Source organism: Ureibacillus terrenus (genome assembly GCF_006569205.1).
In the GTDB taxonomy this organism is placed as follows: Bacteria; Bacillota; Bacilli; order Bacillales_A; family Planococcaceae; genus Ureibacillus; species Ureibacillus terrenus.
This window is the reverse complement of record NZ_VIGD01000011.1, coordinates 1-26159: the sequence shown is the minus strand read 5'-3', so window position 1 is coordinate 26159 and position 26159 is coordinate 1. Positions and strand designations below refer to the sequence as shown.

At 40.8% G+C, this 26159-nt stretch carries 22 protein-coding genes; 7 read left to right on the top strand and 15 right to left on the bottom strand.

Annotation, left to right across the window (positions count from 1 at the left end; all coding sequences use genetic code 11):
• Window positions 1-38: 38 nt before the first annotated feature.
• Complete coding sequence (locus FKZ59_RS09355; protein ID WP_141602499.1) at window positions 39-1430, bottom strand: nucleoside-diphosphate sugar epimerase; 1392 nt, start codon at window positions 1428-1430, stop codon at window positions 39-41.
• A 619-nt stretch (window positions 1431-2049) separates the two neighbouring features.
• Between FKZ59_RS09355 and FKZ59_RS14750 the strand changes: the two genes are divergently transcribed.
• From FKZ59_RS14750 to FKZ59_RS09340, 4 genes are all read left to right on the top strand, one after another.
• Entirely contained in the window at window positions 2050-2226 is a 177-nt protein-coding gene (locus FKZ59_RS14750) for a hypothetical protein (RefSeq protein ID WP_181733246.1), read from the top strand.
• Window positions 2227-2407: 181 nt separating this feature from the next.
• Window positions 2408-3262: a hypothetical protein gene (locus tag FKZ59_RS09350; protein WP_141602498.1), complete on the top strand. Its 855-nt coding sequence runs from the start codon at window positions 2408-2410 to the stop codon at window positions 3260-3262.
• Between the two features lie 1595 nt (window positions 3263-4857).
• The gene (locus FKZ59_RS09345; protein WP_141602497.1) at window positions 4858-5184 is read left to right on the top strand and encodes a DUF485 domain-containing protein; all 327 of its coding nucleotides are present in this window, start codon (window positions 4858-4860) and stop codon (window positions 5182-5184) included.
• The gene (locus tag FKZ59_RS09340) at window positions 5181-6725 is read left to right on the top strand and encodes a solute symporter family protein (RefSeq protein WP_141602496.1); all 1545 of its coding nucleotides are present in this window, start codon (window positions 5181-5183) and stop codon (window positions 6723-6725) included. The genes FKZ59_RS09345 and FKZ59_RS09340 overlap by 4 nt, the downstream gene beginning before the upstream one ends.
• A 106-nt stretch (window positions 6726-6831) precedes the next feature.
• Here the strand turns inward: FKZ59_RS09340 and FKZ59_RS09335 are convergent, their stop codons facing one another.
• The 3 genes from FKZ59_RS09335 to parE all read right to left on the bottom strand — a co-directional run bounded on the left by FKZ59_RS09335 (window position 6832) and on the right by parE (window position 12272).
• Window positions 6832-7734 carry a DMT family transporter gene (locus FKZ59_RS09335; protein WP_141602495.1) on the bottom strand — a complete coding sequence of 301 codons (903 nt, stop codon included), beginning with the start codon at window positions 7732-7734 and terminating at the stop codon, window positions 6832-6834.
• Between the two features lie 117 nt (window positions 7735-7851).
• A complete protein-coding gene (gene parC, locus FKZ59_RS09330) occupies window positions 7852-10299 on the bottom strand; it encodes a DNA topoisomerase IV subunit A (protein WP_141602494.1) in 2448 nt (815 codons plus the stop codon).
• Window positions 10299-12272, bottom strand: a complete 1974-nt coding sequence (gene parE, locus FKZ59_RS09325; protein ID WP_141602493.1) for a DNA topoisomerase IV subunit B — start codon at window positions 12270-12272, stop codon at window positions 10299-10301. Before parE ends, parC begins: the two co-directional genes overlap by 1 nt.
• A gap of 384 nt (window positions 12273-12656) precedes the next feature.
• On the opposite strand from parE, the gene plsY reads away from it, so the two are divergent.
• Together plsY and FKZ59_RS09315 are read left to right on the top strand one after the other, a co-directional pair.
• Complete coding sequence (plsY, locus tag FKZ59_RS09320; RefSeq protein WP_141602492.1) at window positions 12657-13259, top strand: glycerol-3-phosphate 1-O-acyltransferase PlsY; 603 nt, start codon at window positions 12657-12659, stop codon at window positions 13257-13259.
• Between the two features lie 24 nt (window positions 13260-13283).
• Window positions 13284-13574, top strand: a complete 291-nt coding sequence (locus tag FKZ59_RS09315; protein WP_141602491.1) for a HesB/YadR/YfhF family protein — start codon at window positions 13284-13286, stop codon at window positions 13572-13574.
• Window positions 13575-13613: 39 nt separating this feature from the next.
• On the opposite strand, the gene FKZ59_RS09310 is transcribed toward FKZ59_RS09315, so the two are convergent.
• The 6 genes from FKZ59_RS09310 to FKZ59_RS09285 form a co-directional block, all read right to left on the bottom strand.
• Window positions 13614-13982 (bottom strand): hypothetical protein, encoded by a 369-nt coding sequence (locus FKZ59_RS09310; RefSeq protein WP_141602490.1) that lies wholly within the window; start codon window positions 13980-13982, stop codon window positions 13614-13616.
• A 125-nt stretch (window positions 13983-14107) separates the two neighbouring features.
• On the bottom strand, window positions 14108-14341 hold the full coding sequence (tlp, locus tag FKZ59_RS09305; RefSeq protein ID WP_141602489.1) for a small acid-soluble spore protein Tlp: 234 nt from the start codon (window positions 14339-14341) through the stop codon (window positions 14108-14110).
• Between the two features lie 73 nt (window positions 14342-14414).
• Window positions 14415-15326: a VanW family protein gene (locus FKZ59_RS09300; protein ID WP_141602488.1), complete on the bottom strand. Its 912-nt coding sequence runs from the start codon at window positions 15324-15326 to the stop codon at window positions 14415-14417.
• A gap of 173 nt (window positions 15327-15499) precedes the next feature.
• Complete coding sequence (locus tag FKZ59_RS09295; RefSeq protein ID WP_141602487.1) at window positions 15500-16150, bottom strand: glycoside hydrolase domain-containing protein; 651 nt, start codon at window positions 16148-16150, stop codon at window positions 15500-15502.
• 152 nt (window positions 16151-16302) lie between these two features.
• Window positions 16303-17139, bottom strand: a complete 837-nt coding sequence (locus FKZ59_RS09290; protein ID WP_141602486.1) for a DMT family transporter — start codon at window positions 17137-17139, stop codon at window positions 16303-16305.
• A 192-nt stretch (window positions 17140-17331) separates the two neighbouring features.
• The gene (locus FKZ59_RS09285; protein ID WP_141602485.1) at window positions 17332-18054 is read right to left on the bottom strand and encodes an SIR2 family NAD-dependent protein deacylase; all 723 of its coding nucleotides are present in this window, start codon (window positions 18052-18054) and stop codon (window positions 17332-17334) included.
• Between the two features lie 222 nt (window positions 18055-18276).
• On the opposite strand from FKZ59_RS09285, the gene FKZ59_RS09280 reads away from it, so the two are divergent.
• Window positions 18277-19617 carry a hemolysin family protein gene (locus FKZ59_RS09280; protein ID WP_141602484.1) on the top strand — a complete coding sequence of 447 codons (1341 nt, stop codon included), beginning with the start codon at window positions 18277-18279 and terminating at the stop codon, window positions 19615-19617.
• Window positions 19618-19647: 30 nt separating this feature from the next.
• On the opposite strand, the gene FKZ59_RS09275 is transcribed toward FKZ59_RS09280, so the two are convergent.
• The 5 genes from FKZ59_RS09275 to FKZ59_RS09255 form a co-directional block, all read right to left on the bottom strand.
• The gene (locus FKZ59_RS09275) at window positions 19648-20535 is read right to left on the bottom strand and encodes an alpha/beta hydrolase (RefSeq protein WP_141602483.1); all 888 of its coding nucleotides are present in this window, start codon (window positions 20533-20535) and stop codon (window positions 19648-19650) included.
• Window positions 20536-20698: 163 nt separating this feature from the next.
• A complete protein-coding gene (locus tag FKZ59_RS09270) occupies window positions 20699-21820 on the bottom strand; it encodes a CapA family protein (protein WP_141602482.1) in 1122 nt (373 codons plus the stop codon).
• Between the two features lie 343 nt (window positions 21821-22163).
• Window positions 22164-23342: a lipid-transfer protein gene (locus FKZ59_RS09265; protein WP_141602481.1), complete on the bottom strand. Its 1179-nt coding sequence runs from the start codon at window positions 23340-23342 to the stop codon at window positions 22164-22166.
• Window positions 23343-23367: 25 nt separating this feature from the next.
• Entirely contained in the window at window positions 23368-24138 is a 771-nt protein-coding gene (locus FKZ59_RS09260; protein WP_141602480.1) for a 3-hydroxyacyl-CoA dehydrogenase, read from the bottom strand.
• A 70-nt stretch (window positions 24139-24208) separates the two neighbouring features.
• Window positions 24209-25357, bottom strand: coding sequence for an acyl-CoA dehydrogenase family protein (locus tag FKZ59_RS09255; protein WP_141602479.1), 1149 nt, complete (start codon window positions 25355-25357; stop codon window positions 24209-24211).
• Window positions 25358-26159: the final 802 nt, after the last annotated feature.

The following is a 26159-nucleotide window of genomic DNA, read 5'->3' as shown; positions in this document are numbered from 1 at the left end:
AAAGAACACCATTTTAACGGAAAATGGCGTTCTGCTGCCTATTCGTCCAACAGCTCAAGGAGACGTTGATACTCCGGAGCTCCGATGCTGTCATAATATTGGTAGAGCAATTCGGAGTTCACTTTGATTTTATCTTTGTGATTTAAATACATCTGCGCCGTTAAAAACCGGATAATTAGCGGGACCGGTTTGTCATGGTTGAACTGGTTTATATATTTTTCGATGAATCCCTCGGACAACACACAGCTCAGATTGTTCCCCAGACATTCAAAATCCACGTAATCAATATGTTCCGTCAAAAACTCATCCGTCAAATGTTTGTTGTATAAACAGGCCGCTTTCCAATCGATCCGGTCTTTGTACCGGTTCAGCCAATGGGGCTCCAAAATGGCGCTGATCAGCGAAATTTGCTGTTCATTATATTTGGCAAATTGTTCATCCATTTCTTCGTTCGTCGGCTTTTTGAATCCCATGTCGTCATACAACTGGCAGGCGAGGGAAGGAATGCCTGTAACCAGATGTTCGCTGCCCGGCCACTTGTATGGACCACGGTCGAACTCGAAAAATTGGAATTCTACTTTTTCTTCTTCCTCATCAAACAAGTCCTCATCCAGTAAATCGATGGTCGCATATTCACTGAAATACGTATCATCTTCGATAAACTTGTCGATTTCATCCGAAAAATGCGGGTTGATTTCCTGATTGTTACGGACCAATTCCTCAATCATATACTTTTTGAAAGATGCAGAAAGCCGCGCAAGTACGGGATAGTTGTACTGCAAAGCGGAAACGTCGACCAGATCCAAATGATCAATCAAGTATTTTTCCGTGATTTGGTCGCATGCATAGCAGACATAAGCGAAATCCACATATTTCAAATATGGTTCGAATTCAGTAGGATGCATTTTAATCAGCCGATAACGCCAGTAACAATAATCGATGATAAATTGTGTTGACCAATTCGGATGAAGTTTTTGAATTTCTTTTACGCTTTGTTCATCCATGATCGGCCCGTAATGGACGGGAATCGATGTGACGTCAAAGTCTTCGGGGATGTTCAGTTTTTCCAGCGTTTTTTTCGGATTAAACCGCTTTTTTCGGCTTGGGTGGGTTTTGAATGTATAAGTGCCGATGGATCCCCGTTCATCCAGCAGAATATAGGAAAGTTCCTGTTTTTGGTCCCGGGTCAATTTTGTATGTTTGGGAAATTTCACAGCTGCAAAATAAGTAATATCATCGAGATTATAATAGAATTTATATTCGCCTTCACGGGTAAATTCGGAGCGCGAATTATTTTTCTTCCAGTATATCAACGCACCTAAAATGGGCGGATAGTTCGAAAAGTAGATATTGGCTATGGAAAAAATATTATGGGATAAAGATTCATCATATACGGCTTTGATAAATTCGATTTTTTTGATTTTTAACATGTTCGACCTCCATAAATCTATTATACCCCTTGAAAACGGAGCAGCCTACTTCAAATTTATAAAATATTTATAGAAAAAACATAGAATCCATATATAGAAGGGAAGAAATCCTATGTAGAATCAACTTGCCTTATAAATTTTATGAATTTTATTTCATTATAATGAATATTTTAATTGCTTCTTTAACAAAAAATTCAAATCCTGACAGGGTGTTTTTACAAAAATTAACAAGGGATCGCCGGCAAATCCGGAGTTTTTTGCAAAAGGAAGCGTAAATGGGGATTTTATATAAATGATTCGGGGGAATTGCTGCAGTATTCATTTTTATATAATCATTTTTTTGCGAAAAACATTTTCCACAAGATTGATCTGGACATGCAAGCATCATTTTTTGGATGAAAACTAGTTTTGTTATATGAAATATAGTCTGTCCGGTTCATAGAGGGAAAACGATTGAAGCCATCTTTTTCCTCTCATGATTCGTATTGATAGAATATGGGCACCGGTCGGCGGGGCTTGATTTTATCAAAAAATTACTAGAATCTAGTACATCTGCCTGTTCCTCTTATTTGAAACTGCATTTTATATAGTAGATTCAAAAATGGAGGTGACCAGAAATATGCAAAACAAATTCCAATTGGGTGATAAAATCATTGTAAGAAGCCCTTCATTTGCAGATCAACTTGGCATTTTTCTAGCGATCGATAACAACGCGTTGGTTTGGGTGACTGATATCGGAGGAAGCTTGACACTCGCCAGAACAGATCTTGACGGGGTAACCATCGCAAAAGCATAATGTTTTGCCGGAAAAGGTCAGACTTGCAGCTACAGGTTTGACCTTTTCTTATTGGAAATTTACGACTAAATACGGCTGATTGATTGCGGGGACAAGCGGTACCGATTTAGGCGTCCGCCCTTTCCATCCCGGATGTTTGCCCATAAAGTATAGTGACTACGTTAAACCTGGGAGAACGCATATGAAAAGCTCAGTATATTTTTCACCGGAAATGAATCATCTTTATAAAACTGAAAATGGAAGGCAAGTCATCGGGAACAATCAAACCTTCTTTGCGTCCGGCCCTTTTGATGAATTGAAACATTTCATCGGCCGGCATTACGCCAGCTTGCATGATCAGATACGGTTTGCAACAGGCAGAATCCGGGAGTTCAGCGAAAATCAGGCGGTCTTGCATCAGGCGGCGATACAGTCGATAGAGAATCAGATAGGCTGGTTAAAGGAAAAGGTGATAAAACAGGAAAACATGCTGGAAGCCTTTTCGGAATTTTTCAGGAAAGACATGCCGCAGATCACGAAGGACGTGGATGAAAAAATTCAGGGGCAACAGCAGTTCATCCGCAATCAATACAATCAGATCAATGAACAGATGGAAGAAATCCATGAGCAAACGGCCGGCCAAATGAACAGGATGTTGGAACAATATGAACAATCGATGGAACGCGTTTCTGAAATGCATAAAGAATTCCGTCAGATGAAGAAGCATTTAAGCGAAGTTCAACAGCAGTGTGAAGATATAAAAAAAGAAGCCGAAAAAGGGAGAAATCATTTCCAGGAAGCAATGAAAAATCTGACGAATCAACTGAACGATAATCTGACCAGCCTTTCCAAGCGGCTGGAGTCCATCGAAAACTCTTTCAAAGATTCTCTTTCCTATTTCCGTTTCGGAGACCGCATCATGATTACCGACCGGAATGGCCAAAGCACCGGGGTGTTCATCAGAACGACCGAAGACGCGGTCATCTGGGTCAGCGATGTGACAAATACTTTGACGGTGTCAAACTTTAAAGGTTTGACCATTTCAAAACTTAATTGAGCAGAATTGTTGAAGCGCCATTTTCCTTATCAGGGAGAAGGCGCTTTTTTTGTTGGCGGGGAAGAAGGGCAGGGGAATGGATTTCAGGAAAAGCGCGCGGCTGTCAAGGTTAATCGGAAGAATCCGACCGGATCAGTCGAAAATGGGTACAAATTGTTAACATGAAGTCCCTTAATAGTATCACCGGGAGGAAGTGTTGTATGATGAAAAAAACAGCATCCATAAATATCGGTTGCATACATATTAAAGCGTCCTGTCGGTAAACCGGGAATCAGGAGAAAATTTATAATAATCCATGAATCCATGCAAAGGATGTGACGGGAGATGAAATGGTATTTGTTGCGGAACGACCGCACAGGAGGGGAATTTAAAACGGCCATTCGATTGAAGGCCCGTTTGTTTCAACTGTTCGGATGGCGTTTGACGGACATTTATAATGGATGAATAATCGGGTTCTTGTGCATAGATAACAGAGCAAAGATGGATATTTTTCGACAAATTGATAATTTTCCATCACTATATTCAATTGAAACATGGTTCTAAATAATCCATGTTGAATACAAAACCCGCCCCAAACCAATCAAAAAACAAAAAAACACACGAACTAAAGGTATATAAGTTACTAGAATAAACAGAATCATAGGGAAAATTTGGGAATAATAAAGCAATTTATACGTATCCGGGAAAAGGAAAACCGCGATGGGAACGCCGAAGTGAACAGAAGGCAAATGCCGTAAAAACTTCGGTTTGTTAAAATTCCGAATCCGATAATAAAAATAACCAATAACGGCCCGGAAAATGCTCAAACAAAAATTTTTGATGCACGTGTTCCATTTTCAGAAAGAAACAACAGATTATGACGGCCAAACCAAAATGCCGCAAAATGATTGAAAATAATCCGTTGGACCATCCGTGATCGGAACAAAATAATCGCTTGGCGAAGCTGCTTTGAAGGAATCCGAGAAATTTCAACGAATGACTTATTCATTAATGCCATGTTGAGCACAGTTACTTATGGGAAAGGAAGGAAGATGATCAATTTTCTTTTTTAGTTTACATAATATAAATTATCGGAAGTTAAATCTCATAATTGAAGAATACTTCTAATAGTGAGACAGAAAAGATTTTTATGATTCATAAACTTTATTAACAATTTCCCTTATTACAATTATTTTTTGTATATCTTTATTTCATAACTAGGAATTTTAACAATTTATTAAATACAATTTTTCAATCAAAACTATTTTTATAATATAAAAACATTGTAAAACTTTATTTTGTATTCCTATTCACAAACTTTCTTTATTATTTAGCGCTTGTCAGATCCTTTCTTGATTTCATTTCTTTTTTTGTTGAAATCCTTCCATATTTCCCCACTTTTATGGTCATGTGAATCATTTAACAATCAAAAATTCGTTTTAAAGCTAAAATTTTCTCTTTTAAGTACGTTTTTTCGCAAAAAAATTTGTATAATTTATAGAAAAAGTATTGCAATTTTGTGAACGGTTCAATAAAATGGGTATTGTAAAATTCTTAAGCAAGAATTTTACGGACATGAAGCAGCAAAATCGTTCAAATCTAAAGGGGGTATGTTTATGGAGAAAAAAGGCGGTAAACCAATTGATTATGAAAAAATCGCCAAAATGGAATCGTTCAGACAGTTATCCAGAAAGAAAAATGCTTTCCTCTGGACGATGACAGTCATTTTCTTTGTACTTTATATGTTGCTACCAGTACTGACATCTTACACAAAAATTTTGCATCAAAAAGCAATTGGGGAAATTACTTGGGTATGGTTCTATTCTTTTGGTCTTTTCATCATGGTTTGGGGACTGGCACACTTTTATGTAGGAAGAGCCAACAAATTTGACAAAGAAGCAAAAGAAATCATAGAAGAATATGAAAGAGGTGCTGGTCAATGAGTCTAACATCGATTGTAATGTTCTTGGCTATTGTCGTAGTAACATTGTACATCACTTATTGGGCTTCAAAACGAACTACTACTGCAAGTGATTTCTACACTGCCGGAGGCGGCCTAAAAGGCTGGCAAAATGGACTTGCTATTTCGGGGGATTATCTGTCTGCTGCTTCATTCTTGGGGATCGCCGGTTCCGTTGCATTATACGGATATGACGGTTTCTACTTCTCTATCGGTTACCTTGTAGCGTATTTGGTTGTGTTATACATCGTTGCCGAACCATTGCGCAACCTTGGGAAGTTTACATTGGCTGATATGATCACAGCGCGCTTTGAAATGGCAAAAGTTCGTGGAGCGGCTGCTTTGAGTACAATCGTTATCGTATTGTTCTACATGATCGCCCAGCTTGTAGGTGCAGGTGCACTAATTCAATTATTATTCGGTATTCCTTATTGGGTGTCTGTATTAATCGTGGGCGTCATGATGACAATCTACGTATTATTCGGCGGAATGACTGCTACATCTTGGGTGCAAATTATTAAAGCTGTATTATTAATGTTTGGTACTGTAGTTATTTCATTCCTTGTTTTATTAAAATTCGATTTCAGTATTTTCAGAATGTTCTCAGAAATGGCTACTGCCACTGATGCTGGAGAGGCATATTTAAATCCAGGTTTGTTATATACAAACGGCATTAATACAATTTCTACATTATTAGCGTTAGTTTTGGGTACAGCTGGTTTGCCACACATTCTAATGCGTTTCTTTACAGTTAAAGATGCTCAAACTGCACGTTCATCCGTAATTTGGGCTACTTGGATTGTAGGTATCTTCTATGTGTTGACAATTTTCTTAGGCTTCGGCGCGGCAGCATTCGTTGGTAAAGACACAATCGTTGCTGCAAACCCTGCCGGTAACATGGCGGCACCATTGCTTGCCGAAGAATTAGGCGGAGATATACTATTTGCTTTCGTTTCAGCCGTTGCGTTCGCGACAATTTTGGCGGTAGTTGCCGGTCTCGTACTTTCCGGTGCTTCTGCTTTATCCCATGACATTTATGGTCAGATTATCAAAAAAGGCAAAATTACTGAAAAACAACAAGTGATGGCGGCACGTATCGGTTCATTAGTGATCTCTGTAATTTCCATTTTACTTGCTTTGGGAGCACAAACATTAAACGTAGCGTTCCTTGTATCATTGGCATTCTGTATTGCAGCTTCTGCCAACTTGCCAGTAATCATTTATACAATTTACTGGAAACGTTTCAATTCAAATGGAGCTGTATGGGCGATTATCGGTGGATTAATTACTGCTTTAGTCATGGTGGCAGTATCACCGAACGTATGGAATCCAGAGCCTGGTAAAGCAATTTTCGTAGGTACGCCATTGGTAACATTAACGAACCCTGCTATCATTTCTGTACCAGTCGGCTTCATCTGCGGATGGCTTGGCACAATATTATCTAGAGAAGCTGACGTTGTAAAATACAACGAAGTTGAAGTTCGCGCTCAAACTGGCATTTCCGTAAACGAAGTATCCCATTAATTCACTTACATTCATCCTTCAACCCTATAAATACATTTTCCTTGAGTAGCAAGTACTCAAGGATTTTTTTGCATTCAAAGAGGGGCAATCGCCCTCCCCCACTTCCCTACTCTCTCGATAAAATTACAATGGTCAATAAGATCAACAATGAACCAATCCAATCAATCCAGCCAAAAGAGACCCCTAAAAAAATCACCGATGTTAACGCGGCAGATAACGGTTCAGCACAAGCAAGCAAACTCGTTTCATAAGCCTTTAAATATTTTAAGCTATCCAAATAAAAATAAAAGGAAAGAACCGTTCCGCAAATAACGACAAATAAAAAAGCAAAATTCGTTATGAAATACCATTGACCTTCAAATTGCCATGGAGCCCTGATTAGACTGAAAAGAATGCCTCCTACAACCATTCCCCAACCAATCGTGATAAAGGAACCCCATTTTTTTAATAAAGGAATCGGAAAAATGGTGTAAAACGCCAAACCAAAGGCCGATAAAATTCCCCAGATGAACGCCTGTTTTGAAATTGTTAAAGATTCAACATTTCCATGGGTTACAAGCAAAAATGTTCCGAATAAAGCGGAAAACACCGCCAACAATTCTCTTAATGTCGGCAACCGTTTGGCAAGGACGATATAGTACATCGTCACCAGTCCAGGGCCCAAGTATTGCAAAACTGTTGCGGTTGCAGCATTACCGTGGGCAATGGCTGCCAAATATGTATATTGGACGCCGATCATCCCAATAACGCCGAAAATCACTAAACGCACTGCATCGTTTTTCTGTTTCCACACTTCAAAAATGTGGTTTCCTTCTTTTTTATATGCAATGCTTAATAATAAGGAGCCGGCAAGCAGCAGCCGACAAGTGGTGAACCATTCAGTATTGATTTTCAGCTGTTGGAACATGTATTGGGAAACGGTACCGGAAATTCCCCAAAACAATGCAGCCAAAATAACGAAGAAGATCCCTTTTGAACGATCTTCCATGGACCAAATCAACTTTCCCATCACGACTCCCCCAGATATCCATATCAGAATAGTAATCTTTTTTATTTATCTTTTCAATAAAGAAGAAAGGAGGGTGTCTAGAAAGGCAACATCTTTCCGGACACCCTCTGCTAATTGCTATTCTTCCTGATCTTCCCGTTGAGGATGGAGTATTTTCACAAACAATAATTCGCCATCCGTATCAATATCAAGTTTCAAAGAACCGTTTGAATAACGGTCTGCCCGTGCAAGGTTTGCAACCTCAATCGACTCTTGAACTTGTTTTTTCGTCGCCAATAACACCTGGTCGTCCTCATTTACGACTGATACGTTAAAGATCCGATGAGGGTTCTTTTTCAATTCCTTTAAAATGACGAGCCCACGTTTTGCCCTGCCGCTTCGTTCAATTTCAGATAAGCTCATTCGTTTAATGGCCCCTCGGTGAGTCACAACAATCAAATCCGGTTGCGAATCTGCATCAATGACATTGACAGCTGCCAAAACATCTCCATCTTTCAAATTGATTCCTTTAACGCCGCCTGTTTTAATACCGGTTACCGGAATTTCATCCATATTAAACCGGACAGTGTAGCTCAAATAGGATGTCAGAATGATTTCCTTTCCAGGTGTCACCAGGAAGGCAAACATCATCTCATCATCATTTTTCAAATTCATCGTCTTGATTGGCTTGGAGTAGCGGGTCACTTGATATTCGGCAAGTTTTGTGAGTTTTACTTGTCCGTGTTTTGATGCTGTCAGAACAAACTTGTTTTCATCATCGAAGTTTTCAACTCCTACCGCACCAATGACTTTCTCGCCTTCTTCAATCGGAACAATGCTTGAAATGTGCTGACCCAGGTCTTTCCATCGAATTTCCGGCAATTCATATACCGGCTGATAAATATAATTTCCCTTGTTTGTAAAGATTAAAAGATGATGCTGCGTATTTAATGTGTTTTCAAACAACAAATAATCCGATTCTTTCATCGCAAAATCTTCCGGATTTGAGGCGGCATAGGAACGGAGGCTTGTCCGTTTTACATAGCCGTCTTTTGTCACTGTCACTACAAAATCCTCGCTCGGAATCAGCACTTCAAGGGATACTTTGATTTCTTTCACTTTTTCCTGGATTGTTGATCGGCGCGGCTCTTCAAACTTTTTGCGCAATTCCAGGATTTCTTTTTTGATGACTTTAATCAGCTCTTTTTCGCTGCTTAATATTTTTGTAAGTTTTTCCGTTGTTTTTTGAAGTTCCTCATGTTCTTTTTGCAGCTGTGTAATATCTGTATTCGTTAAACGGTAAAGCTGCAAGTTCACAATGGCTTCCGCCTGTTCTTCCGTAAATTGGAACTTCATTTGCAAATTGTTTTTTGCATCCTTTTTATTCTTGGAAGAACGAATCGTTTGAATCACATCATCCAAAATTGATAACGCTTTGATTAAACCTTCAACGATATGTAACCGGTTCTTTGCCTTTTGAAGGTCGTATTTCGTTCTTCTTGTTACGACGTCCTTTTGGTGGTCGATATACGCGTCCAACATCAATGGGAGCGTCATCATGGTCGGACGGCGATTATGGATGGCAATCATATTAAAGTTATATGTGATTTGCAGATCGGTATTTTTATATAAATAATTTAAAATTGCTTCTCCGTCCACATCTTTCTTCAGCTCGATGACAATCCTGAGTCCCGCAGTACGGTCGGATTCGTCGCGCACTTCCGCAATGCCTTCCAATCGTTTGTCGAATCGCATTTCATCAATTTTTTTAACAAGTTGCGCTTTATTGACATCATATGGGATTTCGGTAATGACAATTTGTTCTTTTCCGCCTTTGATCGGTTCAATCGTTGCTTTGGAGCGGATGATGATTTTTCCTCTGCCCGTTTCATAGGCTTTTTTAATACCGTCCACGCCTTCAATGATGGCGCCGGTCGGGAAATCCGGACCTTTGATCACCGTCATCAAATCATCCACTGTACAATCCGGATTGTCAAGACGCATCAGCACGCCGTCCAATACCTCCGACAAATTGTGGGGAGGAATATCTGTCGCGTAACCTGCGGAAATTCCTGTAGCTCCGTTGACAAGCAGGTTTGGAAGCTTTGACGGAAGCACGGTCGGTTCGACGTCCTGGTCATCAAAGTTTGGCACAAAATCAACGGTTTCCTTATCGATATCTTTCAGCATTTCGGCTGCAATCGCGGAAAGGCGGGCTTCCGTATAACGCATCGCAGCAGGAGGGTCGCCATCAACCGAACCGTTGTTTCCATGCATTTCGATTAACGGATATCGCGCTTTCCAATCTTGGCTGAGCCGCACCATCGCTTCATAAACGGATGAATCCCCATGAGGATGGTAGTTCCCGATTACATTTCCGACCGTTTTGGCCGATTTGCGGAACGGTTTGTCATGGGTATTCCCATCCCTGTACATTGCATATAGGATTCTTCGCTGTACCGGTTTTAAGCCATCCCGGGCATCCGGAATCGCCCGGTCCTGGATAATATATTTACTGTAACGGCCAAAGCGGTCACCGATTACGTCTTCTAATGTCAATTCGTGAAATCGTTCGGTTAGCGCCATTATTCATCCTCCTTATATTCGATAAAGTCGGGCACCAATGTATTTGTATCTTCTTCCATGCCAAAATCGACATTGGCTTCAATCCATTTACGGCGCGGCTCCACTTTATCGCCCATCAATGTCGTCACACGACGTTCCGCACGGGCGCCGTCTTCGATGGTAACCCGAATCAGCGTTCTTGTTTCAGGGTTCATCGTCGTCTCCCAAAGCTGGTCCGCATTCATTTCTCCAAGACCTTTATAGCGCTGGATGACGTATCCTTTCCCCACTTTTTTGATTTTTTCCTGCAATTCACGTTCCGTCCAGGCATATTCAACGATCTCGTTTCTTCCGCTGCCTTTTGATACTTTATACAGCGGCGGCAAAGCCAAATATACTTTTCCCGCTTCAATCAACGGACGCATGTAGCGATAGAAAAATGTCAAAAGAAGCACTTGTATATGGGCGCCATCGGTATCCGCATCGGTCATAATGATGATTTTATCGTAAGCCGCATCCTCGATATTGAAATCCGGACCGACTCCGGCACCGATCGTATGAATGATGGTGGAAATTTCCTCATTTTTCATAATATCGGTAAGTTTTGCCTTTTCTGTATTAATGACTTTTCCACGTAAAGGCAAAATCGCCTGAAATGTCCGATCCCTTCCCTGTTTCGCCGATCCTCCCGCTGAATCTCCCTCCACAAGGAACAATTCATTCTTTTTCGGATTTCGGGATTGGGCAGGTGTCAATTTTCCAGAAAGAATCGTTTTTGCCTTTTTCCCTTTTTTGCCGCTGCGCGCTTCTTCCCTCGCTTTTCTTGCCGCTTCCCGGGCCTGCGAAGCGCGTATCGCTTTACGGACGAGATTTGCGGATAATTCGGCATTTTCTTCTAAAATGTAAAGCAATTTTTCAGACAACACGGATTCTACAGCCGTACGGGCTTCCGGCGTTCCAAGCTTGCTTTTTGTCTGGCCTTCGAACTGCAGCAATCTTTCCGGTATACGCACGGAAACAATGGCAGAAAGCCCTTCGCGGATATCGGTGCCTTCCAGATTTTTATCCTTTTCTTTTAGCAATCCGACTTTTCGGGCGTATTCATTGAAAATTCTCGTCAATGCCGCTTTGGCGCCCGTTTCATGAGTCCCTCCGTCACGGGTGCGGACATTGTTTACGAAGGAAAGGATCGTTTCGGAATAACCATCATTATATTGAAAAGCGAATTCCACTTCGATTTCATCGTGAGTCCCTTCCACATATTTCACCGGATGAATGACATCCTTTTCTTCATTCAAATATTCAACAAATGATTGAATCCCGTTTTCATAATAGAAAACTTCCCGTTTGCCTTCTTCCCGTTCATCAATCAATTCCATTTTCAATCCCTTTAAAAGGAAAGCGGATTCCCGCAATCGCTCTGCGAGAATATCATAATTAAATTTCGTGCTTGAAAAAAGCGTCTCATCCGGCAAAAAATGAACAAGCGTTCCGGTTTCGTTTGTTTTTCCGATCACTTCAAGGGTTGTTACAGGTTGTCCGCCGTTTTCAAATCGTTGTCGGTGGATGAGACCGTCCCGATAGATAGTGACTTCGAGAAATTTTGAAAGGGCATTCACAACGGAAGATCCCACACCGTGAAGCCCGCCGCTTGTTTTGTATCCCCCTTGTCCGAATTTGCCTCCGGCATGGAGAACGGTGAAAATAATTTCAGGTGTAGGTTTTCCCAATTTATGCATGCCCGTTGGAATTCCCCGTCCAAAATCCCGCACGCTGATGGAATTATCTTCATGAATTTTGACAATGATATGTGAACCAAAGCCAGCAAGCGCTTCATCTACCGCATTGTCGACAATTTCGAAAACGAGGTGATGAAGACCTCTGCTGTCAGTGGAGCCAATATACATGCCTGGTCGTTTCCGTACTGCTTCCAAGCCTTCCAATACTTGTATGGCATCAGCATCATATTTTAGTTCTGGTTGATTGATTGCCAAATGAAACCCCTCCAAATACAAACATCTGTTCTCTAATCGTACTTAGAATATATGTTCTTGTCAATATATAGTACATTTAACAGCTTTATCATTTTAACAAATCATTTCAAATAAATAAAAAACAAGTTTCTTTATTTTTAATTGAAAATACTTCGAAAACCATCCGTTAAACGTTTTTTATTCCGCTTGGTACATCATATATAATAAATGAAAATATTTCTTTCATTCCCGATAAGTAGTTTAATTTCCTTCTTGATTAAACAATTTTTTATCAGATATTTTTTCCGATGCCAAAAAAGTGAAAAGACTCTTTTTCTAATTAAGAAAAAAGTGTAAAATGATTATCGCTGAAAACAAAACGTTTAAATTGAAAGGAATCTTGATATGGTAAATGTATTAGCAATTCTTTGCGCTTATTTAATCGGTTCGATTCCGTCCGGTTTATGGATCGGAAAAATTTTTTATAAAACGGATATCCGCGAACACGGCAGCGGAAACCTGGGTGCAACCAATACATTCCGGGTGCTTGGTAAAAAAGCGGGCATAGTTGTGACGATTATGGATATTTTAAAAGGAACCATCGCAACCTTGTTGCCGATCATGCCTTATTTTAGCGACACAGTTGTACATCCTCTTATTTTAGGGGCGGTTGCAGCTTTTGGCCATATGTTCCCTATTTTCGCCGGTTTCCGCGGCGGGAAAGCGGTTGCCACATCCGGCGGAGTGCTATTAGGCTATTCATGGCCATTTTTTGTACTACTTGTCATCGGTTTTTTAATCTCGCTAAAAATCACGAAAATCGTCAGCCTGTCCTCAATGGTTGTTTCTGTCATAGCAGTTATCTACAGTATTATATATTGGATTGTCACAGGTGATTATGCATTATTTATTTTAGTAGTCATATTGGCAAGCTTTATTTTCTATCGTCATCGTTCCAATATCAAACGCATTCGGGAAGGTACAGAACCGAAAGTGAAATGGCTATAAGATTCTTGTGAATGGAGGTTAAAAATGAAAATTGTTATTACAGACGAAGCGCTAACTTGGTTTAAAGAAGAAATGGAAGTAGAACATGGCGACTATATCCGTTTTTATGCCCGTTATGGAGGATGTTCCCCGTTTCATGAATCCTTTTCCCTTGGAATGAACCGGGAAAAGCCTCACGATATCGGGGTTGAAACAGTCGTAGACGGCATCCATTTCTTTATCGAAAAAGATGATGAATGGTTTTTTAATGATCATGATTTGCATGTTTCCGTCGATCCGAAAACGGAAGAATTGCTATATGAATATAAAAAGTAAAAAAGGAAGTGGAAAGATGGAAGCCACTTCCTTTTTTTATTAAAATTTTTCTACATCAATCACATGTTTATCATATCCAAGAGCGACAACCATATCATTGTAGGCAACCAATACTTCCCGATACAACACATTGATTTTTTCCGCGTTCACTTCCCCGTCATCTTCATAACGGGCTGGATCGAATTGGCTGCTGAATTCATCCAATTTCACTTTTAAATGATCCACTTCTTTTGATTGTCTCGCCTCTTCGCTTGCATATGTATAAACATTGAATGAATGCTGGTTGGCCGTAAATTTCTCGATTAATTCCGTACGCTTGCTGCCTTTTTTTGTAGCAACTTTTCTTAATTGTTTCACCAAATCCATGACATTGCGGCTTTGGTTGACAAGTGTTTCAACCATGTTCATTGATAACCCCTCCCCGACATACTCCAGCTTCCATTCGTATTTTTATCAAAATTTGGTCAATATTTATTATAAAAAAACAAAAAATGATTGCAACAAAAAAAGAAACTGGCTTTGCGCCAGTTTCTTTATACTTCGCCCTTTTCACGGGCAGCATATTCTTCTTTAATTTCTTTGCGGAAACCTTCAATCGCTTTTCGGCGACGTTCATTTTTGGCTCTGATTTTTTCTTTTTCTTCCGGACCTGCAAACTCCATGCTTGCTTCGGCTTCATGAATATTTTCTATCGTATTTTGCACCATTTTTTGCAATTTTTCCACATTATCGGAACGATCGTCCGGATTTGGTCTGCGATTTGGCATTTCACTTTCCTCCTCCTTTATAGTTTCGATAATAGTTTGGATGAAGGGAGAGGAATTATGTGATGAATTATTATCATGGTTGTTCAATTTCCGCCAATTCATTTTTTAACAAATCTGCATATTCTTTCGAAGTTCTGATTTCGACGGTAATTGAACCAGGCCTGTAATAGGTTTGGATGACAAATGGAACACCCGTTGCATTCCGAAATTGAAAATCAAGGCCGCCAAAGGAAACCGTCGCGTCCCTGCCTTTTGGAACATATCCGACATCCATCGAATGATGATGCCGTTCCAGAATCTCAACGGGCAGTTTGTCGACAGCGTTAAAAAGTGTTGAAGATGTTTGGCAAACACCTCCTCCAATCCCCATCACCTTTTTCCCATTGACGATTTCCGGCGCCATTTGGTAACCTTCAGCAATTTCCCTTGGTCCTACAACGGAATTGAAAGAAAATTTATCGCCGCTGCCGACGATGACATTATGGATGGCCGCAGCAGAAAGCTCGATATTTTTGCTTCTGCCTTCCTGATTGGGATTAAAGAAAGTTGTATAGGAAGCCAAAACCACCTCTTTCAAATGAGGCACATCCGACTTACGATAATTGCTTTCGGTCACTTTTAAAGGAATTTCGATTTTTCCGCCTGTAAAGGAGAGTTGCAAAATTTTTTCTATGAAAAGAGGCGTATTGATTTCAATTTTTGGGGAACCTTTAATAATCTCTCCGTTCGAGTCGATTCGGTCAAGGATCATTTCCTTTCGATAATTCGGCTGAATTTCTTCGGCCCAACGTTCCATTTCCCTTTTCAAGATTGTCAAATCGTACTCAATCCAATAATCATAAGGATTGATTGTAAAAATTACTTCTTTGCTGTAAGGATCAAGTATGTCAATTTTGTCGGAATGCAATAAATCAAAATTTGCCGACATTCCATCCGATGGTGTTATGACAATCAATATTAGAAAAGTAAGTACTATTTTTCTCATCAATGGCAACACAACCTAATGAACTATTTTTTTGTATTGTTCCCGAATTTAGTCGACTCATGCAAAAAGGAGGCGTTATTTCATACGCCTCCTAAGAATAATATCCATCCTTTTTCGACACTCTAAAAATCGGTACTGATCTTCAGAATTTTTGTAAACCTAGTTTACTAATGTCAATATAGCATCTCAAACAAACGGCTATCCGCAAGATTTGTATCGATTGGACAGATTTTCGAATCCCTGCCGTACTGCCAAATCCACACGTTGGCTTCACAAGGCACTTTGGCCGGATTGAATTTTGGAGCAAACTGCGCTTTTGAAACGCCCGGATCCGGTTCCGCACTCCAGAGAATGGCTTGAGTGGCAACCATCTGATCTTGGCTGACCGCTTCACAATATGCTTTCGCAAAATTTCCTTCTGTCGGATCGTGATAAAAACCCGGTTTAAAGTCCGTATTATACATGTAATAGACATAACCACGAATCCAATTGCTATCCACTTCAAAGAAACGTTCAACATTGGCGAATATCGGAGTGCCTTTCCGGATTCCCAGTCTTTTGGCATGATAGGATGCGAACATGGCCACCATCCGTCCTTCATTTTCTCCCACCGCTTTTTTGAAATCATTGTAAATTGGAAGCAATTTTGTGCCGCTGTTGTGCAAAAGTTCGATTTCTTCACGGTCCAAACCGTCAGAAGCCCCTTCGACCCGGGTCAAATACCTGCCCCAAAATTCCGGTTTTCCGTAATTGTTTAACACACAATTGTACAAGTCCGCCGTCACTTTTTGCGATGAATCAACACCCCAATGATAAGCAGCCACTTATCGTACCTCTTTCCTATTAGTGTTTCCCCATAATTATATATATTGTGCTACTACATCAATTGTTCATGGAAATATAAAATGAGGGCCGGTTTCGCCCCCATGATCATGTTTCCTGTTTGCTTTCAATGTATAATGGCTTTTCCATTCAATTAAAACTTTGTGCAAATCATGCCCAACAATGCTGTAATGACACCGAGGATCTGATACATTTTTAACTTCTCGTGAAAGATGAGACTACTTCCGCAAACGACCACTAAACAGCTCAATGAAACGATGGAAAATACGATGCTGGCAACTCCTTTTTGCAACGCAAAAAAATAGCAGCTATAGGCGATGACGCTTAACAGGCCGACAACTGCGCCAATTTTTAATTCTGACTGCTGCCATTTTTCATGGACAAGGAAGCTGTTTGCAAGCAAGTAAACTGCGCCTCCGCCGTACATGGCTATTAACATGTTCAATGGAACAATATGCATATAAGTCGATGTTTTCATCAATATTCCCAGAATGCCGAGGGAAAGAATCGCAAAACAAATTCTCATCATCCAAGGCAAATATTCTACATGGATATCACTGGAAGGTTTATATTGTATCGCCACAGCTGAACATAACATGATGAAAATCCCCGTCCATTGCAATACCGTGATATGCTCATGGAAAATCAATGCGGCACTTAAGATGGGAATAATGGTATTTAAACTGATTAATGAACTTGTAATGCTTGCCGGCCCCTTCTCGAAAGCTTTCGACATTTGAATATTGCCGTTGGTATTCAAAATTCCGATCAATGCTCCAAGGAGAATGGTAGCCAGGTTCATATGATGGATTCTGACAAATAATCCATAAGTGGCCGTAATCAGAAACGCGAATAAATAGAAATAAAGTTGAATATGTATTTTGGAATAGCCTTTGGCTGTACTCCATTTAAAAATCATATTATTGGTGCCAAAACAAAACATAGTGGACAATGCAGCCCCGATCCACATACGTAAGCCCCTCTCTTGATGTCGTACATTTTATTCTAGGTGAAAACAGGAAAAATTCAATGTCCATTTAAACGACGATTTGCATTATTTTAACGTTATTTTTCTCGTTAAATAAAATTTCTATAGGAAAACACGGAATTGGTCAAATGAAAAAAGACCCGTTTTCTGAGACTCGGGTCTTGATGTTTTTGATTACTTGTTGGTGGAGAGCAATTCATCCAATTTGATCAACACTTCTTTCGCCTTTCCTTCCAGAATGCAGTCAAAGTAGGATGCATGGGAAGCAATTTCTTTATTGATATACACCTTTTTTCCTTTTGTCATCATTGGGAGCTGGTTGACCGGATACACTTCCAGACTTGTTCCGATGACAATGACCAGATCTGCGCTTTGTATGTTGGATAAAGCATTTTGCCATGCTTTCTCCGGCAACATTTCGCCAAACAGCACCACATTGGGCCTCAAATAACCTTGGCAATGCCCGCATCGTTCCTTTGCCAGGAAAGACTCTTTTGATGCACTTTGTCCGCATGAATGGCAGCGAAAGGTATAAATCGAACCATGCAGCTCATCGACGCATTTGCTGCCAGCCTGAAAATGGAAGCCATCCACATTTTGAGTGGCGATTCTGTGGAGAATCCCATCTTTCTCCCATTTTGCAAGAATATGATGGCCTTCATGAGGAGCGCATTTTTCGAGCAAACGAATCCTCATGGAATAAAATTCATGAAATAAAGGATAATTGAACTCCAACGCGTCCACTGTCGCCACCTTTTGCAGATCGGTTTTGGTCCACCAGCCGGATGCGGACCGGAAATCCGGGACTCCGCTTTCCGTGGACATTCCTGCCCCTGTCAACACCACCGTTTTTTTCGAAGAACGAAGCCAATCATCCACTTTTTGCAGATTGTTCATATCACCTACTCCTCTCCCCTGTTCTTACCAATAGTTATCTCATAAAAATTAAGAACTGAAAATAAAAATGTAAATTATTTAAAACACTTCCCGTCGAATTTGCAGCTAAATTTAACGAAAGCCAATGTTTAAATTTTTAGTCACAATAAATTAAAAACACCCTTTTTCTGCTTTATTATAATATAAAGGTAGGTGATTACCCCAATCATTGGAGGATTGTTTATGTCAACCCTGATTGTACTCATTCTGTTAATTTTTTTGAATTCTTTTTTTGCGGCATCGGAATTTGCCCTTGTCGAATTGAATGAAATCAAAATCAAAAAACTTGCGAATGAAGGGAATCGAAAAGCGAAATTATTGGATAAATTAATTTCCGAACCGAGCCGATTTTTAAGCACCATCCAAATCGGCATTACATTGGCGGGCTTTTTGGCCAGCGCCTTCGCTGCGGATAGCTTTTCGGATGAATTTGCCGCATTCTTGTACGATGCAGGCGTACCGTTGACGCTTGAAACGCTCGATATTATCTCCGTCGTATTCATTACGGCGATTTTGTCCTATTTTACCCTTGTATTCGGGGAACTCGTGCCCAAAAAAATCGCGTTGCAACAGGCAGAAAGGGTAGCCAATTTAGTCGTATATCCCTTAATCGGTATTTTCTATGTCTGTTATCCCCTCGTTAAGGTGCTCAGCCTTTCAACAAGTGCAGTGCTCCGCTTATTGAAAGTGGATGAAAAAGTCATCCGTGAAGAAGCTACGGAAGAGCAAATAAGGCTGATGGTCGAGCTGGGAGGCATCCAGGGAACCATTAATAAAAGCGAAAGCAAAATGATTCAAAACATTTTTGAATTTAATGACAAATTGGTTTCCGATATTTTTACCCATCGCGTTGATATTGCCGCCATCCCGGTTGAAGCGACCCTGGAAGAGACGTTAGCGATTGTCGATGAAAACCGCTATACCCGCTTTCCCGTTTATGAAGAAGATATCGACCATATCGTCGGCATTTTGCATGTAAAGGATTTGCTGCATATTTTGAGCCAAGTCGATGAAAAAGAGGAATTTCAATTAAAAAACATTATTCGAAAACCTATTTTTGTCATTGATTCATTATCCATTGATGTATTGTTTCAAACCATGAGAAAGAGCGATGTCCATATGGCGATTGTCATCGATGAATATGGAGGTACGGCCGGGCTTGTCACAATCGAAGATATCATCGAAGAAATTGTCGGAGAAATCGAAAGCGAGACAAATGCGGAAGAAAAAGAAATTCAAAAAATAGGACCGGATCAATATTTAATAAAAGGCGTCACCCATTTGTACAAAATCGAAGAACAATTGAATATTCATTTGCCATCCGAAGATTTTGACACTTTGAACGGATTTTTATTGGAACATGTAGGACAATATCCTTTCAAAAATAAAGTGTTTGAATATGAAAATTTGCGCTTCCAAATCGTTGAAGCGGATCAACATCGTATAGAAAGCGTCATTTTAACAGTATTGGAAAACAAAAAGAAGGAAAATGAAAATGACGGTGAATATCGTAAGGAAAAATAAAATGGCGGGAAGGAGATCCTTCTCGCCAAATTAATTCATCAAAAATTCGGCGGTCAATTCGTGGCCACGCATAAAATCGGGAGAACCGGGAAAATTCTGCATAAAACCGTGGACATTTCCGTCAAAACGGACATGCTTGACGTCAACACCGGCTTGTTTTAACAATTCCGCAAACTCTTCCCCTTCATCGCAAAAAGGATCATATTCGGCTGTAAAGATTAATGTTGGAGGCATTTGCGCCAATACCTCATTTTTTACGTCAAAGGGAGCATAATAGGAAACAGATGCATCCTTGATGTTGGAGAGGGATAATGAATGCAAGGAAAGGTCGATTCCGTATTTCCCATTAAAAAGCGCTCTTGAAAAATGCGGACTGTCCTTTATTTGTTGGTCAAAATGGATGATTGGATAATGTAATACTTGTTTTTTAAACCGGATATTTTCTTGAAGGATGAAATGAAGGACAATGTTTGCGGCAAAATGCGCGCCGATGCTTGGCCCTCCAATCGCCAGTTGGTTCGGAAGACCTCCCAATTCTTCCACATGATCAACAATCCATTTCGTAGCGTCATAACAATGACTGAGCATCTTCTCTTCACGCCCTGGTGTGCAATAATCGACGGCGATCACTTTATATCCCGCCAATGAACAAATCAACCGGCAACTGACATCGTGGGTTTCAATCCCACCAGGAATCAAATTTCCGCCATGGAAAAAAATAAATACAGGATGTTTCTCTTCTTCATTGGGTGTATAAATCCTGATCGGGATTTCCGCACTCCCTGTTTTGACAAACCGTTCTTCTATCCGAAATACCTTGGGGCGTTTATCCAACGGAGGATTTTTAATTTCGATTCCCGTTTGCCTTGCTTTCGGAAATTGCCGAAAATATTGTTCAATGTACAAATGAATCGGCATTCACTCACTCCTTTCTTTTTACATAATGGTTATCAAATGTTCCATACTAATCGATGTACCGTATCTTTAGAATGCGCAAAGAAGAAAAGTGTATAACAAAATAAAAAAGCTAAGTATAGCCATTGAAGCAAGTTTCTATACTTAGCATGAAAAATTAAGTTGTTCAATTAACCGGTTCCCATTCGATAAATGTCATTTCCGGAACATATTGGCTCATATGGGATTTGATTTCCTCATAAATTCCATAGGCATTAGGAAGTTCTTCGTTTGTTAAACGATAGAGAGGGACAATTTCGTAGTTTCTCCAATTTTGGAAAGTTACATAAGTCGGCAAAAATTGAGGATTCAATATCTCCACCAACGTTTTTTCATTCCCCTCTTCATCATATAATACCGTCTTTTTTACATCCAGTTGTATGATTCCGCCGATGCGGGTGAAGGGAAGGTCTTGCCCGGATAAAAAATTGCCCAAGGAATGAATGACAAATGTCTGATTTCCTTTTTCCCCGGTATACCATTTTGCAGGCTGCAGCACATGGGGATGATGAGCAAAGACGATATCGGCCCCGAAATCGGCCAAGTGTTGGGCTATTTGATCCTGATACTGGTTAAATTGCCGTTGATACTCGTTTCCCATATGTATGTTCACGACTACCACATCCGACATTTCTTTCGCCTTTTCAATATCCGATTTCATTTTATCCAAATCGATGTAATTGACGTAATACTCTTTTCCTTTGGGTACAGGAATTCCATTTGTTCCGTATGTGTAGCCCAAAAAAGAAAAAACGATGTTATTTTTTGTAATGGTTTTAATTTGCGCCGCTTCTTCTTTTGTTGCAGCACATCCTACATACGTAATCCCGAGCTCGTTCCAGTGGTTTGTTGCGTTCAAAATGGCGCGTTCTCCCCTGTCCAGTACATGGTTATTGGCCATATTAACTACATCCACACCCGCATCTTTTAACGCATCGCCAAGTTCAAAAGGACTGTTGAATGTTGGATAAGTGGAAAGGCCGATTTCTTTTCCCCCGATAATGCTTTCCGAATTGGCAATGGTCAAGTCCGTGCTTTCCAAATAAGGCTTTACTTGCTGAAACATTTTTGAAAAATCGTAGCGGTTATTCCCGATGTACGCATCATCATAGACCGGTTTGTGCAATAAAACATCGCCCACCGCCGAAATGGATGCAGTGTATATTTCCGGTTCTTTCGGTTGAACTTCCGGCTCTTCCTCTTCCATGGGAGGATTGGGCGGAACAGGGACATTAGAAGGAGCCTCCATTTCCGTATTACATGCCGCAAATAGTAGCGTTACTAATAGAACTAATAGATATCGGACTATTTTCTACATCTCCTTTATGAAAAGCTTTGTACATATACTTTGGGCAATACCCGTTTCTTTTTTCCTAATGCCTTTGTTTCATTTTAAAAACTGTTTTCCCTTATGGCAATGCTTTTCCCAATAATAAAATGTGAAAAAATCATGGCTTTCAAATAAAAAATGCCCGGAACAATAAAGTTCCAGGCATTTTTGACACTTTATATAAAATCAGGATACATTTATCGTAATAGTATCAATCCTGAAGATTATAATGCTTTTTGAATCAACAATTGATGTTCTCTTTTTAATCTTTTTGATACATTGTAACGACCGCTGCGCCTCCTAGACCGAGGTTGTGCTGCAGGGCGATTTTGGCGCCTTCCACCTGACGATTGCCCGCCTCTCCCCGCAGTTGCCAAACGAGTTCCGCACATTGGGCCAATCCCGTTGCCCCGATTGGATGTCCTTTTGACATCAATCCACCTGACGGATTGATGACATACTTTCCGCCATACGTATTGTCCTGATCATGAATGAGTTTTTCCGCTTCCCCTTCATCGCAAAGACCTAAAGCTTCGTAAGTGATGACTTCATTCGGCGTAAAACAGTCATGCAATTCGATGACATCGACCTCATCAGGGCCCAGACCGGCTGTTTCATAGACTTTCCTGGCAGCGCGTCGGCTCATGCCATAACCTACTAAATTCAGGTTGTTTTCATAGCTGTCAGGCTGATCCGTTGCCATTGACTGGGCGATGATTTTGACGGACTGTTTCAAGTTATGCTTTTTTGCGAATGATTCGCTGCAGACGATTACTGCCGCCGCACCGCATGTCGGCGGGCAGGCCATCAATCTTCTCAGCCCCGGATAGATGATTGGTGAATTCATCACTTCTTCCAGTTGAAGTTCCTTTGTAAATAATGCAAATGGATTATGGGCCGCATGTTTTCTGGACTTCACCGCCACCTTCCCAAAAATCTCCGGATGTGCGCCGTATTTTTTCAAATATTCAAGCCCCGCTGCAGCAAATACCTTTAACGCAATCGGGCCATCCGGCAAGTCCGGATTCAATTCTATAAACCTTTGTTGAATCCATTGAAACGGCGAAGTGCGGTCCGGCCAGTTTTCCCCGATTGCCCCCGGTCTCATTTCCTCGAATCCGAAGGCAAGCACACAATCGGCCGCACCGGATTCCACCGCCTGGCGGGCCAAAAAAAGGGCTGTGGAACCGGAAGAACAATTGTTATTGACATTGATAATGGGCATTCCCGTCATTCCGACCTGGTACAAAGCCGTTTGTCCGCATGTACTGTCGCCGTAGATATAGCTGGCATAGGCCTGTTCCACATCGTCCAGTTCAATCCCGGCATCTTTCAGCGCCCCTTCAATGGCCCTGGCAGCCATCACTTCATAAGGTTCATTGTTTCCAGGCTTTTCGAACTTGACCATGTTGACGCCAATGATTCTGGCATGGTTTGTCATATGGATCCTTCCTTTCATGAACGGATTATCTTGGCGACATGCGGATTGCGCCATCCAGACGAATCACTTCGCCATTGATATATTCATTTTCCATCAGAAATGTGGCCAGTTCCGCATATTCGGACGGACGTCCCAGCCGTTTCGGGAATTCCACGCTTTCCGCCAATTTCTGAAGGACCTTTTCCGGCAATGTCTTTGCCAACGGCGTCATGAAAACCCCGGGCGCAATGGTATTCACCCGGATACCAAATTCCGATAAATCGCGGGATAACGGCAATGTCATCCCGGCGATCCCCGCTTTGCTTGCCGCATATGCCGCTTGTCCCATTTGACCGTCAAATGCGGCAACGGAAGCCGTATTGATGATGACGCCCCTCTCGCCGGAATCGGTATAAGGTTCATTGTTTTTCATTTCATTCGCGGCAAGTCTTAGCACATTAAAAGTCCCGATCAAGTTCACATCGATTACTTTGCGGAAAGTCTCCAATGGCAGAACGCCTTTTTTTCCGATCGTCTTTCCCGGTGTCCCGATTCCTGCGCAATTCACACAAATATGAATGGCGCCGAATGTATCGATGACCTGCCGGATGGCATGCTGCACGGATTCATCATCCGAAACATCCACAACCGAATAACGCACCTGATCACCTAAACGCAATGCTTCGTCTTTCGCTTTCTTTTCGTTTAAGTCGAAAATAAACACCTTTGCCCCTTTTTCTACTAATTTTTCAACGGTAGCCAAACCCAAACCGGAAGCTCCTCCGGTCACGACTGCCACTTTGTTTTGTAAATCCATCTATGCTCCCCCTTACTCATTGTTTTTGATATATCAGAAATCTCCCTGCTCTTTGGGAGAAATGTTTATACTATTTTCCCAGTACATCCCTGCTGATGATTTCTTTCATAATTTCCGATGTGCCGCCATAGATGCTCTGTACCCTTGCATCCCTGTAAGCCCTTGCAACCGGATATTCTTCCATGTAGCCGTAACCTCCAAATAGCTGGAGGCAACCATCGACAATTCTTCCCTGCGCTTCGGTGGAAGATAATTTTGCAATGCTTGCATCAGCCGTGGAAAGTTCCCTTTTGGCGAGCAAATCCAGGCAATGTTCCGCAAATACCCTGTTGATTTTTGCTTCGGCGGTCATCTCCGCAATTTTATGGCGGATTGCCTGGAACCGGCTCAAAGGTTTGCCGAAAGCTTCCCGTTGATGGAGATAATGAATGGTCATTTCCAGAATTCCTTCCATTCCCCCGCATGCAATGGTTCTTTCTCTCGGCAATTCTTTCATCAAAATGACAAAACCCTTGTCCAATTCCCCCAGAATTTGCGTGGAAGGGACTTGGACATTTTCAAAAAATATTTCAGAGGTATCGGCGGAATGAAGGCCCATTTTCTTTAATTTTTTGCCTTTAATGACTCCTTCCCTTTTCGCATCCACAATAAACAAGGTCGTCCCTTTGGATGCAGGAGCGTCAGGATTTGTTCTGGCCGCAACGATGACAAAATCAAAATGTTGTCCGTTTGAAATGAACGTCTTTGCCCCGTTGATAATGTAATGTCCTGTAGACGGATCTTTTCTGGCATATGTTTTGATTCCTTGTAAATCGCTGCCCGCCCCGGGCTCCGTCATCGCGATGGCACCGACATACTCACCGGAGGCCATCTTTGGCAAATAATGCGCTTTTTGTTCCTCGGTCCCCGCATTAAGGATGTAGTGGGCCACAATATCCGAATGGACAGCCACATTGCCGGCAAGGGAACTGTAACCTAACCGGTTAAATTCATCGACGACGCGTGCAGAAAAATGGACAGAAGCCCCGATTCCTCCATATTTTTCGGGGATGTCGACACAAAGCAGACCGGCTTCCCCCAATTTGTTCCATAATGTTCTCGGGATGATTCCCTTTTCTTCCCACTGATCGTAAAATGGTGCTATCTCTTTGTCCGCGAAAGATTTAATGGATTTTTTAAATAAAGAAATTTCTTCTTTCATGACAAATTCTTTTCCCATCAAAACACCCGCTTTTCAATTTCATAAAATTCCGAATTCTTTTGCCGTCATCTGAGAATAATCGCTTTCATCTTATTAATTGCATCCATTTTCCTGCATTGAAAACTATAAAAAATATAAACTGGAGTAACTTATGAAAATTCATCTTAATAAATGAATTGTTTTACTAAATTTTTTAAATGAATCCCCATTCATTACCTATGTTATTCCCATTTCATTTATTACTAACAAATTAGGTTAACAATGGCTTTCCAAAAGATCTTTTCTTACTTCCTATATTTACTTTTAACTGCATATAATGTATATTATATGACTAGTTTAATCATACAAAATGGGTATACATATATAAAAAGACAAAGAAAAAAACAGTTTCGCTTTATCGGGTATCGATGAATACAACATATTTTATATTATGTTTAATAAAAAGCCTCAGTCTATTTGATATTATCCCTCTTGTGTAGACAATGTAGAAAAAGGATACACTGCTATACAGGAAAGATTTTTTTGGATAAATCAGATGCAAAATACACAAGCTATAGTTTTGAATTTAAATTACGCGAAGTCACGATGTATTTTAATGAACATTAGGGTATCGAAAAGTGGACAAGAGAATGAAGATAAAAGATCCTAAAAGGGGGTACGTATTTGGGTAAAGAACTATCTGTTTTTTGCAAGCAAAAAGTGCAGAGAATTGCAAGAAAAAATACATAGGCTTGCCGGCTCAATGAATTTACCTTTCAACCGAGCGAGAAGGGAGCGACTGAACGGCAGAAAGCGCGTGCCGCAAGCGGTAGCTCTCTCC